Genomic DNA, 11,606 nt, shown 5'->3' with positions numbered 1-11,606 from the left:
GGGGCTGGTGGGCGGCATCGCGCGGTGCCGCCGGTTTTGGGGGGACATGCGCACGCTGCGCCCGTTGCAGGATCTCGGTCTGTCCGCGAGAGCGGAGAGCGTCTACCTCGCGCTCGTGGAACGGGGTCCGCAGACCCCGGCCGAGCTCACCGGCCGGCCGGAGCTGGCCGGGGTGCCGCTCGACGGCCTCAAGGACGCCGCCGCCGAACTGGGCGACATCGGCCTGGTGTCCCGTACGGGCGGCAGACTGGCCGCCCAGCCGCCCCGCGCGGTGCTGGAGGCGGTCGCCGAGCGGCGTGCGCGCCAGGCCAGGACCGCCTACGAGAGCGCCACGGCCCTGTCGCGGTACTGGCTCGACCACACCGCCGGGGCGAGCTACGTGGAGGTCGTCGACACCTCCGACCGGCGCGGGGAGGTGCAGTCGCGGGTGCACAACGGGGCCGTGTCCCAGGTGCGCGCGCTGTCGATCGGACCGGTGGGCGGAGGCGACCGGATGCCGGAGGTCGGCCCCGGCACACTGGACGCGCTGGCCCGCGGGGTCGCCTACCGGGTGGTGTACAGCGTCAACATCCTGCAGGATCCCAAAGCACTGGACGTGGCCCACGCCTGCGTCGCCCGGGGAGAACAGGCCCGGGTCTTCCCCGACGTCGCGCTGAACGTCCTGGTCTGCGACGACCGCTTCGCCGTGGTCTCCGTCGCCGCCCCGAACCGTACGGGACACCACAGCGTCGTCGTGCAGCCGTCGGGGCTCCTGGACGGACTGACCGGTGTCTTCGAGTCGTACTGGCAGCTTGCCGTTCCGCTCCCGCCGGCCGGCGAGGCGGTCAAGAGCGAGGCGACCCCCGAGGGGCGGCAGCTGCTGAGCTACCTCAGCGCGGGGCTCACCGACGAGTCGATCGCCCGTGAACTCGGGGTGAGCGAGCGCACCGTCGCCCGGCGCATCGCCCGCCTCCAGGAGATGCTCGGCGCCAAGACCCGCTTCCAGCTCGGTATCCAGGCAAGCCGCCGCGGCTGGCTGTGACCCCGCCCCGCCCCGCTCCGGGCCGCGCGGACGTGACCGCGCGGGGCGGGCCGGGAGGTGATCCGGCCCGCCCCGCGCGGGTTCCCGGCGGTCTGTGCCCTGTCCGGGGCGTTCACCGCCCGTGCGTGGTGGCGGCCGTTACTCGCTGTCCGGCTTGACCAGGTCGGGCAGCTTGGCCTCGAAGAGCTTGTCGAACGTGAGGGCGGGCAGTATGTGCCCCTGGTTCGGCGCCTCGTCGGCCACGCTCGCCCCCCAGCTTGACGAGTTGAAACGCTGGCCGGGCGTGCCGTGGTGGCCGGAGCTGGTGAAGCTGCAGTCGCCGACCTCGTAGAACGACTTCTCGGACTTCAGGACCCGGGCGGCGTTCAGCGACTCACCACGGGAGTGGGTCAGGTAGTACGTGCTGAACGCGTCCGCCATCAGCTCGGTGCGGCGGGTGGCCTCCGGGCCGGTCAGATCGCTCTCGAAGAGGTTCTTCTGGTACTGGACGTGATGGCCGAACTCATGGCCCAGGATGCCGCGCGGCGCGACATCGCCCAGGTTCACCTTGTCCATGCCCTGCAGGATGCCGTCGCCCATGATGATCCGGTCCGTGACGCCGAGCGGCGCCGGGTCGTCCTTGTCGCTGTAGGCGAAGGCGTTGAAGGAGAAGATCGGGTTGGCGCCGCCCTGGAGGACCGGCTCGGAGCCGACCAGCTCGATCAGCAGGTCGGCCAGGCCGAGGTTCTCCTGCGGCGTGCCGCCGTACAGCACGGAGAGGGTGCGCGAGAGCCGGTCGGAGCTGGTGAAGACATCCGCGCCGTGCATGGGGATCAGCTCGATGCCCGCCGAGTCGATGTCCCAGAAACGCTTGAGGTTCTTCATCTCGGACTTGAGCTGCCGGGTGTACTGGCCGTCGGCGCCGAACGTGTCCGACGACGACTCCTTGCCGTAGATCAGCGCGTCGTAGGTGGGCATGTCGAACCCGCCGAAGAGCGAGAGGATGAAGATGTTCAACGGGTCCTGGGCGCCGTCGAGGAGGGCGTTGGCGTACTCCGACAGGCCGGTGGTTCTGCACTGGTAGTCGCCCGGGTTGATCGCGCTGTCGCGGATCTGCTGCCACTGCCCGTCCTGCAGGCCGTACTTGGCCTTCGCGGCATTGAGGCGCGCCTCCCAGTCGGCGGGCAGCTTCGCCAGGATCCGGTCGACGACAGCCCGGTGCTGCGGGTCCATGGAGGAGGTGTCGAGGGAGGACTGCGCCGACCGGTCCGCCGCGGTCGTGACGCCGGTCGCGTCAGCGGCGTGCGCGGGAAGCGCCATGCCGAAACCGCAGGTCGCGGCGATGGCCAGGCTCGCTGCCACAGACAGGGTCTTCTTCACGAGGTCTCCTTTCGAGGGCGCCCGGACAAGGCACCCAAGGGCGACGCTCAGTCTGTAAGCACGGCTACCTGATCAAGAACAGTCGGTCACTGTCCGAAACCGGCATGTCTGGAACCTGACAACCTCGTCGGCGGCCCGCCGCCCGGATCCGCGCCGCCGGGGCCCGGCCGGAACACCGGACTCCGCGGTTTTCCGCAGGGAGGAGGTACGGACAACCCCCGCAGGCCCGGCGGCAATCCGCGTACCGGCGCGGACCTGGGTTTCCTAGCGTGCTGAACGGACCGCGGCAGCCGCCGCGGCACCGTTCCCAGCCTGGAGATCCCTGTGAACCTCACCGCCCTGGCCCTGCCCCACGAGCCCGCCGACGGCATCGCGGGGTGGGCGGCCGGTCTCGTGGACGCCCTGGGCGGCCCCGGGGCAGGCCTCGCCATCGCCCTGGAGAACCTCTTCCCGCCGCTGCCCAGCGAAGTGATCCTGCCGCTGACCGGATTCGCGGCGGGCCGGGGCGTCATCACCCTGGCGTCCGCGCTGTTCTGGACCACCCTCGGCTCGGTGGCCGGTGCCGCGCTCCTCTACTGGACCGGCGTGCTGTTCGGCCGTGCGCGCATGTACGCCATCTGGTCCGCACTGCCGCTGGTCAAGACGTCCGACCTGGAACGCACGGAGCGGTGGTTCGCCAGGCACGGCACCAAGGCGGTCTTCTTCGGGCGGATGGTGCCCGTCTTCCGCAGCCTCATCTCGGTGCCCGCAGGACTGGAACGCATGCCCCTGCCCGTCTTCCTGCTGCTGACCACCCTCGGGAGCCTGGTCTGGAACACGGCACTGGTCATGGCGGGCTACTGGCTGGGCGACCGGTGGGACACCGTCGAGACCTACGTCGGCGTCCTCAGCAAGGCCGTACTGGTCCTGGCCGGCGCGGCCCTGGCGCTGTACCTGGTGATCCGGGTGCGCTCCCGCAACTCCTCTCCCCAGCACCGCCGTTCCGCGTGAGAACCGGTGAACCCGGGCCGCTTTGCCCCTGCCGCACGGCCCGGCTAGGCTCGCTGCCCGTGCGGGGGGATTCGGTCGACATCACTGGTCACCGGCTTCCCCCTGACCTCCCGCCCGGCCCCGGACCTGGCGGACGTGGCCCCGGTCCTGCTTCCCGGGCCGCCGGTCTGCTCCTCGGCTGCTGCACCGCACTGGCCGGCCTCCTCTTCCTCGCCGCGGGCGGCGCGGCCCTCGCCCCATCGCTGCTGCGGCCCCGCACCCGCGCGAAAGCGCTCGCCGCGCTCACCGGCGGGGCCCGCCGCCTCGCCGGGTGGGAACGACGGCGCCGCACCTTCTTCTTCGGGGACGACTTCCCCGCCCGCCACGTCTCCGGCCAGCGGATACTGCGCTACCTCACGGCCCGCACCTGCGCCGGTCTGCTCACCGGCGTCGTGGCCGGTCTGCTCGCCGTCGGCGCGGCCCTGGCCGGTCTGCTCCTCGTCGGCGCCGTCCGCGGCACACTGCGCTGGGGGGAACTGCCCGCCCAGGCACTGCTCGGCGGGGTCCTGCTCTTCCTCGACGTACAGGGACTGCTCTTCCTGGAAGCGCTCGACTCACGTCTGGCCCGGGAGTGCTTCGGCCCCTGCGAACGGGAACTGCTCCGCCAGCGCATCGACGAGCTGGCCACCAGCCGGGCCGCGGTGCTGCGCGCCGTCGACACCGAGCGCCGCCGCATCGAGCGGGACCTCCACGACGGCGTCCAGCAACGCCTGGTGGCCCTGGCCATGCTGCTCGGCCGGGCCCGCCGGGGCCGTACCCCCGAGCAGGCCGACGCACTGCTGCTGCAGGCACACCAGGAGTCGCAGGAGGTCCTCACCGAACTGCGCGAGGTGGCATGGCGGGTCTACCCGACCGCCCTGGACACCCTGGGACTGCGGGAGGCACTGGGCGGGGTCGCCGAACGGTGCTCCCTCCCCATCCGGATGGACCTCGCCGCCATCGAGGCACTGCCGCCGTCCGTCGAGACCGCCGCCTACTTCGTCGTCTCCGAGGCAGTGACCAACGCCGCCAAGCACTCGGGGGCGGACACGGTCCTCGTCAGCGTGCACCGGCACGCGGACGTCCTCGCCGTCCGGATCGAGGACGACGGCACCGGCGGCGCGAACCCCGCGGGCAACGGCCTGACCGGACTGGCCGGCCGGGTCGGCGCGCTCGACGGCCGCCTCCGCGTCCACAGCCCCCAAGGGGGCCCCACCACGATCGTCGCGGAGCTGCCGTGCGGGTAATGCTGGCCGAGGACTCGACCCTCCTGCGGGAAGGACTCGTCCGCCTGCTCACCGAAGAAGGACACGACGTCCTGGCAGCGGTGGGCGACGGGGAGACCCTGCTGCGAAAGGTCCAGGAGTCACCCCCGGACATGGTCGTCGTGGACATCCGCATGCCGCCCACCCACACCGACGAAGGGCTGCGCGCGGCCGTCGAGATCCGCGGGAACCACCCCCGCGTCGGCGTCCTGGTGCTGTCCCAGCACGTCGAACGCGCCTACGCCACCCAGCTGCTGTCCGAGGACGCGGAACGGACCGGCTACCTGCTCAAGGACCGGGTGGCACAGGTCGGGGAATTCCTCGACGCGCTCAGACGCATCGACGCGGGCGGAGTCGTCATCGACCCCGAAGTCGTACGCCAGCTGGTGTTCCGCACCACGCACAGCGACCCGCTGGCCCGGCTCACCCCGCGCGAGCGCAGCGTCCTCGAAGAGCTGGTCCAGGGACACACCAACGCGGCCATCTCGCAGAAGCTGCACATCTCGACGAGCACGGTCGAGAAGAACCTCAACGCGGTCTTCGACAAGCTCGAACTCACCCGCACCACCGGCTACAACCGCCGTATCCTGGCGGTGCTGCGCTACCTGGAGTCCTAGGGTTTCCGGCACCTGCACGCGGCGTCGCCCGCACCCCTGTGCCAGTCCCAGAGCCGCCGTCACACCGCACCGTCAGCCGCCCCGGCTCCCTACTCTGGGACAAAGCCCGCCGCCCCGCAGCGGCCGTACGGCCGCCGGAAGGACAGCCCCACGATGCTCACGAACCCGCCCGACGGCCGCGCCGGAATCACCGCGGATCTGGTACGGCGCCTGATCCGCGCGCAGTTCCCGCAGTGGGACGGACTGCCAGTGGCCCCCGTGCCCGTCGACGGCTGGGACAACCGGACCTACCGCCTTGGCGGCACGATGACCGCCCGGCTGCCTACCGCGGCCGGATACGTCCCCGCCGTCGGCAAGGAACACGGGTGGCTGCCCCGGCTCGCCCCGCACCTCCCGGTCGCCGTCCCCCCGGTCCTGGCCAAGGGCAGGCCCGGCGAGGGCTACCCGTACCCCTGGTCGGTGCGCGGCTGGCTGGACGGCGAGACCGCCGCACCCGGGCGCGTCGATGACCTGAGCCGGTTCGCCGTCTCCGTGGGGGAGTTCATCCTCGCCCTGCAACGGTGCGACACCACCGGCGGCCCCGTCGCCGGAGAGCACAGCTGGTACCGCGGCACCCCTCCCGCGTCCTACGACGACGAGACCCGCCACTGCCTGGACCTGCTCAGGGGACGGATCGACACCAGACTCGCCGGGGAGGTCTGGGAAGCGGCACTCGCCGCCCGCTGGACCGGACGGCCGGTGTGGTTCCACGGCGACATCTCGCAGGGCAACCTGCTCGTGGACCACGGGAGGCTGAGCGCCGTCATCGACTTCGGCACCTGCGGCGTCGGTGACCCCGCCTGCGACCTGGTGATCGCGTGGGGCATGTTCTCGGACGAGAGCCGCGCGGCCTTCCGCGCCACCGTGGCCCAGGACGAAGAGACCTGGGCCAGGGCACGCGGCTGGGCCCTGTGGAAGGCCGTGCTGCTCCTGGTCGACTGCATCGACACGGACCCGGCCAAGGCCGCCGCAAACCGCCGGATCATCGACGAAGTCCTCGCCGAACACCGGCGGCCGGCGTCCTGACCCCGGCACCCTCCAGCGCTCCGTCACGACAGCGCCGTACCGTCGGGCAGCTCCGGCCACCCCGGCGGAACGCCGCAAGCCACCGGCGAAAACACCAACAAGCCTTCACCCAGGGCGTGTTGACGGTCCTCGTCCGCCGCTGCTGTAATCCACTCGCCTGTGAAAACAGCGTTCTGCACAGCAGAACAGAGGGAGAGCGGGACCGGATGAAGCTGGGCAGGATCTCGGCGGTCGCTGGAGTCGCGGCCGCGACACTCATCGGGAGCGCGGCGTCTCCCGCCATGGCCGCGACGGCCTGGACGCGGACCGCGCACTACGAGCGGTGGACCGGATTCAACGCGCTGGAGCGCGGACAGGGCGTCGCGACGGACGGAACGTACTTCTACTACGCCGGACCCGGCGGAATGGTGAAGGCCACCGCCGCCGGCGACTCCGAGACCGCGTCGTCGATAGCCCCGATCCCCTGGGACCTGAGCGGGACGTACGGCAGCGACCACATAGGCGACGTGGAGTACTACGGCGGCTACGTGATCGCCCCGGTCGAGGACGGCGGCAAGGGCTACCAGCACCCGCTGCTGGCGCTGTACAGCGCCGGTGACCTGAGCTACACCGGCCGCTATGTGCACCTGCCCCTCGCGCAGATGCCGGGAGGGGTGCCGTGGGTCGCGGTGGATGCCGCGGCCGGGCTGGTCTACACCTCGCCCTGGGACCACGACGCCGCACAGGGCACGGACAAGCTCGTCGCCTACCGCCTCGACGACCTGCTGAACCTGCCGTCCGGCTCGACGCTTCCCGTGGCGCGGACCGTGAAGCTGTCGCAGCCCCTGAGCCGGATCCAGGGCGCCGCGATGTGGCAGGGCAGGCTCTACGCCTCCGTCGACGACAAGGCGAAGTCCGTCTACTCGGTCGACCCCGCCTCCGGTCGGGTCGCCTACGAGTTCCACCAGGACGTGGAGCCCGGGGACGAGGTCCAGGGCATCGCCGCCTGGGACTTCGGCCCCTCGGGCGGCCAGCTGCACATCGTCAACGTGGGATCGGGCTGGAAGTCGATCTTCCTCTACCTGCAGCACTACACCCGGAACGGCTGAACCGGCACCGCTCTGGACGGAAGCGGGGCGGGACGCGGCGGACCATCCGCTCCATGACGGTGCCGGGCAGCGCCGGGCAGCGCCGGGCACCGGCCGGGGACAGCCGGGGGACCGGCGGCGTACCTCCTCGTCGCTGTCCCGGCCGGGGGCCGCCTCGACGGCAGCCGGGGGCAGGGGGTGTGCCGCAGCGGGCGGTGCGCCACGCCCGGGAGCCGGGAGAGGAGGCCGTCCGGCACGGCCGGATGGAGAGCACGCCCGTGCGACCGCCGCTCGCACAGCGGCCTGGAAGGCTCCGGCCCCTCAGGCAGCGCCGCCCACACGCCGGGCCGCCAGGCCGCTTCGTCCGTCACGGGCCCCAGCCCGCCCGGCGCCCCCGGACACACCCCCGCCCCCGCCCGCAGGATGTTGACGGAGCCTGCGCACGACGGCATGATGACCCACTGCGTGGCCTACGCCGAACCTCCCGCGACCGTCCCCAGCACGGTCTCCCACCGGAGGCAAAGGGACCAGTGTCTCAGGCCGTTGCCGCAGTCCGACCGCCTCGGGCGAGGCCGCTGGGGGAGCCGTCGTCCAAGGCGCGGAAGGCAGCGATGACCACCCGTAAGAACTTCAAGCGCCAGGTGCGCGCCCGCGCCGCCAGGACCGGTGAGTCCTACACCTCCGCCCTCCGGAACCTGCGCCCGGCCCCTTCGGCGGACGCCGGTACGGACGCGGACAGCCCCGGGAGTGTGCGGCTCGCCGTGGCGCAGACCCCCGTACGTGAGGACCCCCAGGACGCCGGAGCACTGCGTGCGAGCGGCCGCGAGGTCCGCTCCCTGATGCGCGAGGCCGGTGCGCGGGGGGCGAGGATCGTGCACTTTCCCGAAGGCGCGCTCTGCTTCCCCGGCAAGTACGTCATGTCCGCCGACGGCCCGGACACGGCCGGCCCGGCGGACTGGGACCGCTGCCAGTGGCCGGTGCTCCGGTCGGAACTCGCGGCGATCGCCCGGCTGGCCCGCGAACTGCGGCTGTGGACGGTGATCCCGTCCGTCCACCGCCTGACCGGACCGAACCGCCCGCACAACAGCCTCTACGTCATCTCCGACCGGGGCACGGTCGTCACGCGTTACGACGAGCGCCTGCTGTCCAGGACCAAACTCTCGTACCTGTACGCGCCGGGCATCTCGCCGGTGACCTTCGATGTCGACGGCGTGCGCTTCGGCTGCCTGCTCGGCATGGAGATCCACTACCCGGAACTGTTCGCACAGTACGAGACGCTGGACGCCGACTGCGTCCTGCTCTCCACGACCGGGGTCTCCCCGGGCAACGCCGCCGCCCAGGCCCAGGGCCACGCCGCGGCCAACGGCTACTGGGTCAGCCTGTCCGTGCCCACCCAGCACAGCGCCACCGCACCGTCCGGCATCGTCGCACCCGGCGGCGACTGGCTGGCACGCTGCCCCGTGGACGGCTCGCCGTCGGTGACCGTCGCCCACCTCGACGACAGCTCCGCCTTTGCCGCCGCGTCCGTGGCCTACGCACGGCCCTGGCGCCGTGAGTCACGCGCGGGCATCCACACCGGACACCGGGTGACCGACCCGCGCAGCCAGGACCGCACAGCCGCCTTCTGACACGACAGCGCACATCCGCAGACCCGCGGCGCCGCATCGGAGGAACGGGGTGCTGAGGGAGCGCCGGGCAGTACGAGGACGGCCCCGCACCAGGCACGCCGAGGCGGCCCCGCGGGGCCGTTTCCCGGACGGCCGCGGGGCTGCCGCGGACGGCCAGGAACGAAAGGGGGCCCACCCGCCCGGGGCCACCCATCCCGCCCGGACCGCCCGCCCGGACCACCGGCCGGGACCGCCCGTCCCGCCGGACTCACCCGCCCGGCCGGGCGGCGGCCAGCTCGGCGGCGATCTCGTTCAACAGCGTGTCCAGAAGCACCGGATAGGCGCTGTGCGGCATCCGGGCGGCCAGCATCGGGGCCGTCGCCGCGATGTTCGGATGGGACGCGGCGGGCAGCCGGGCGTAGATGGAACTCCACATGTCCTCATCGGCCCCACGGGCCTCCTCGGACAACGCCAGCGCCCCCGCGTCGAGCGCGGCGAAGGCCAGCGACAGATCGATGAACGCGTGGTAGAAGCGGACCGCCGCGGCATCGGGCATGCCCGTGCCGCGCAGAATCCCCAGGATCGCCTCGTCCACCGCGATCTCCCGCGGCCGTCCGCTGACACGGCTCGCCGTGAGCACGGCGGCCTGAGGATGGGCGAGATACGAGGCGTGCACGGCGAGCCCGAGAGCCCGCAGATCGCTGCGCCAGTCACCGGCAGCAGCCCACCCGTCCATCGCCCGGCCCATCAGCTCGTTGCCGATGGCACGGGCGATGTCGTCCATCCCCGCGAAGTACCGGTACAGGGTGCTGGGATCCGCCCCCAGCGCGGCCCCCAGACGCCGGGCCGTCAGCCCGGTACCCCCGTGCTCCCGCAGCACCCGCAGAGCGGTCCGCACGATCAGCGTCTCCGAGAGCACCGCACCCTGCCGCGTCGGCCTGCGCCTGCGGCGCGCCTCCTCGGGGACCACCTTCTTGGGCATCCCGCCCCCTCCGCTCCACCCTTATGCCAACGCGGTTGACCTTACAACAGGGGGTGCTGTTGCATCAGAGCCACTTCCCAAGGCACCCGCCTCCCGCAGGAAAGGCTTCTGACATGCGCGTACTTCTCGTCGGCGCGGGCGGCGTCGGCACCGCCGCGACCCGGATCGCGGCCCGCAGGAACTTCCTGACCCACATGGTCATCGCCGACTACGACCTCACCCGCGCGCAGGCCGCACTCGACGCCCTGCCCGCCCAGGACGGCCGGTTCAGCGCCCTGCGTCTGGACGCCTCCGACGAGGAGGCCGTACGGCAGGCACTCACCGAGCACCGGTGCGACCTCCTGCTCAACGCGACCGACCCCCGGTTCGTGATGCCCCTGTTCCGCGCGGCCCTCGCCACCGAAACGCACTACATGGACATGGCGATGTCGCTGTCCGCACCGCACCCCTCCCAGCCCCACGAACAGTGCGGAGTGAAGCTCGGCGACGAACAGTTCGCACTGAGCGGGGCATGGGAGAGCGCGGAACGCCTCGCCCTGGTCGGCATGGGCGTCGAACCCGGACTGTCCGATGTCTTCGCCCGGTACGCCACGGACGAACTGTTCGACGAGATCGAGGAGATCGGCATCCGCGACGGCGCCAGCCTGGCCGTCGAGGGCTATGACTTCGCCCCGTCGTTCAGCATCTGGACCACCATCGAGGAATGCCTCAACCCGCCGGTGGTGTACGAGAGGGAACGCGGCTGGTACACCACCGCGCCGTTCAGCGAGCCCGAGGTCTTCGACTTCCCCGAAGGCATCGGCCCCGTGGAATGCGTGAACGTCGAACACGAAGAAGTGCTGCTCGTGCCCCGCTGGATCGACGCCCGGCGCGTCACCTTCAAGTACGGCCTGGGCGACGACTTCATCGAGAAGCTCAGGACCCTGCACGAACTCGGCCTGGACTCCACCGCCAAGGTCACCGTACCCGGCGAGGACGGACCCGTACGCGTCTCCCCGCGCGACGTCGTCGCCGCCTGTCTCCCCGACCCCGCCGCACTCGGCGACCGGATGACCGGCAAGACCTGCGCCGGTACCTGGGTCAAGGGGACCAAGGACGGCAGGCCCCGCGAGGTCTACCTCTACCACGTCGTCGACAACCAGTGGTCCATGCGGGAGTACGGCTCACAGGCCGTCGTCTGGCAGACCGCGATCAACCCCGTCATCGCCCTCGAACTGCTCGCCACCGGCGCGTGGTCGGGCACGGGTGTCCTCGGCCCCGAAGCCCTGCCCGCCCAGCCCTTCCTCGACCTGCTCACCGCGTACGGCTCCCCCTGGGGCATACGCGAACAAGCCTGATTCCGCCGCCCCCGGCCGGCCGGGGCACCGGCGTGAGGCGCCGCGCCCCCAGGCCGGGGGCGCGCCCGCCGCGCCCGCCCGCGCCGCACCGTCCGGCGCGGCCGTCCGGCGGACCGGGCGTCCGGGCAGGCACAGCCGTCACCGCGCCAAGGGCGTCTCGCGCCCCGCCCCGGACGTGAGTGACCCGCGGCGACGAGCGCCCGGCCGGATCGAACCGTACCGTTGGCTACAGGTGTGAATCTTCCGCACGAGAACACGGAGTGTGAGCAGAACACGGC

10 protein-coding genes are annotated in these 11,606 nt (G+C 72.1%); 8 read left to right on the top strand and 2 right to left on the bottom strand.

All coding sequences use genetic code 11. The features are described from left to right. Positions 1-64: 64 nt before the first annotated feature. Complete coding sequence (locus ACFVWY_RS26890) at positions 65-1,021, top strand: LuxR C-terminal-related transcriptional regulator (RefSeq protein WP_389876967.1); 957 nt, start codon at positions 65-67, stop codon at positions 1,019-1,021. A 138-nt stretch (positions 1,022-1,159) separates the two neighbouring features. Here ACFVWY_RS26890 and ACFVWY_RS26885 read toward each other — a convergent pair whose 3' ends face one another. After that, the gene (locus tag ACFVWY_RS26885; RefSeq protein ID WP_389876965.1) at positions 1,160-2,380 is read right to left on the bottom strand and encodes a hypothetical protein; all 1,221 of its coding nucleotides are present in this window, start codon (positions 2,378-2,380) and stop codon (positions 1,160-1,162) included. Positions 2,381-2,704: 324 nt separating this feature from the next. Here ACFVWY_RS26885 and ACFVWY_RS26880 point away from each other — a divergent pair, with 324 nt between their 5' ends. The 6 genes from ACFVWY_RS26880 (at position 2,705) to ACFVWY_RS26855 (ending at position 9,030) form a co-directional block, all read left to right on the top strand. After that, positions 2,705-3,370 (top strand): DedA family protein, encoded by a 666-nt coding sequence (locus tag ACFVWY_RS26880; RefSeq protein WP_389876963.1) that lies wholly within the window; start codon positions 2,705-2,707, stop codon positions 3,368-3,370. 59 nt (positions 3,371-3,429) lie between these two features. Further along, positions 3,430-4,635 (top strand): sensor histidine kinase, encoded by a 1,206-nt coding sequence (locus ACFVWY_RS26875; protein WP_389876962.1) that lies wholly within the window; start codon positions 3,430-3,432, stop codon positions 4,633-4,635. Beyond that, positions 4,635-5,270 (top strand): response regulator, encoded by a 636-nt coding sequence (locus ACFVWY_RS26870; RefSeq protein ID WP_389877024.1) that lies wholly within the window; start codon positions 4,635-4,637, stop codon positions 5,268-5,270. The genes ACFVWY_RS26875 and ACFVWY_RS26870 overlap by 1 nt, the downstream gene beginning before the upstream one ends. A 153-nt stretch (positions 5,271-5,423) precedes the next feature. Continuing rightward, positions 5,424-6,335, top strand: a complete 912-nt coding sequence (locus ACFVWY_RS26865; protein ID WP_389876960.1) for an aminoglycoside phosphotransferase family protein — start codon at positions 5,424-5,426, stop codon at positions 6,333-6,335. Between the two features lie 206 nt (positions 6,336-6,541). After that, positions 6,542-7,423 (top strand): hypothetical protein, encoded by an 882-nt coding sequence (locus ACFVWY_RS26860; protein WP_389876959.1) that lies wholly within the window; start codon positions 6,542-6,544, stop codon positions 7,421-7,423. A gap of 590 nt (positions 7,424-8,013) precedes the next feature. After that, positions 8,014-9,030 (top strand): carbon-nitrogen hydrolase family protein, encoded by a 1,017-nt coding sequence (locus ACFVWY_RS26855; RefSeq protein ID WP_389876958.1) that lies wholly within the window; start codon positions 8,014-8,016, stop codon positions 9,028-9,030. A 247-nt stretch (positions 9,031-9,277) separates the two neighbouring features. Here ACFVWY_RS26855 and ACFVWY_RS26850 read toward each other — a convergent pair whose 3' ends face one another. Further along, positions 9,278-9,991, bottom strand: coding sequence for a TetR/AcrR family transcriptional regulator (locus ACFVWY_RS26850; RefSeq protein WP_389876957.1), 714 nt, complete (start codon positions 9,989-9,991; stop codon positions 9,278-9,280). Positions 9,992-10,104: 113 nt separating this feature from the next. Between ACFVWY_RS26850 and ACFVWY_RS26845 the strand changes: the two genes are divergently transcribed. Continuing rightward, positions 10,105-11,328, top strand: a complete 1,224-nt coding sequence (locus tag ACFVWY_RS26845) for a saccharopine dehydrogenase family protein (RefSeq protein WP_389876955.1) — start codon at positions 10,105-10,107, stop codon at positions 11,326-11,328. Positions 11,329-11,606 lie beyond the last annotated feature (278 nt).

It is taken from the genome of Streptomyces sp. NPDC058195, from assembly GCF_042883525.1.
Taxonomy (GTDB): domain Bacteria; phylum Actinomycetota; class Actinomycetes; order Streptomycetales; family Streptomycetaceae; genus Streptomyces.
The sequence above is the reverse complement of the archived record's forward strand: the minus strand, read 5'-3'. Positions and strand labels throughout refer to the sequence as shown.

Bases quoted from the DNA above. Each gene is read 5' to 3' on its own strand.
- ACFVWY_RS26870 (WP_389877024.1), top strand. From the start codon at position 4,635: ATGCTGGCCGAGGACTCGACCCTCCTGCGGGAAGGACTCGTCCGCCTG.
- ACFVWY_RS26865 (WP_389876960.1), top strand. From the start codon at position 5,424: ATGCTCACGAACCCGCCCGACGGCCGCGCCGGAATCACCGCGGATCTG.
- ACFVWY_RS26855 (WP_389876958.1), top strand. From the start codon at position 8,014: ATGACCACCCGTAAGAACTTCAAGCGCCAGGTGCGCGCCCGCGCCGCC.
- ACFVWY_RS26860 (WP_389876959.1), top strand. From the start codon at position 6,542: ATGAAGCTGGGCAGGATCTCGGCGGTCGCTGGAGTCGCGGCCGCGACA.
- ACFVWY_RS26850 (WP_389876957.1), bottom strand. From the start codon at position 9,991: ATGCCCAAGAAGGTGGTCCCCGAGGAGGCGCGCCGCAGGCGCAGGCCG.
- ACFVWY_RS26845 (WP_389876955.1), top strand. From the start codon at position 10,105: ATGCGCGTACTTCTCGTCGGCGCGGGCGGCGTCGGCACCGCCGCGACC.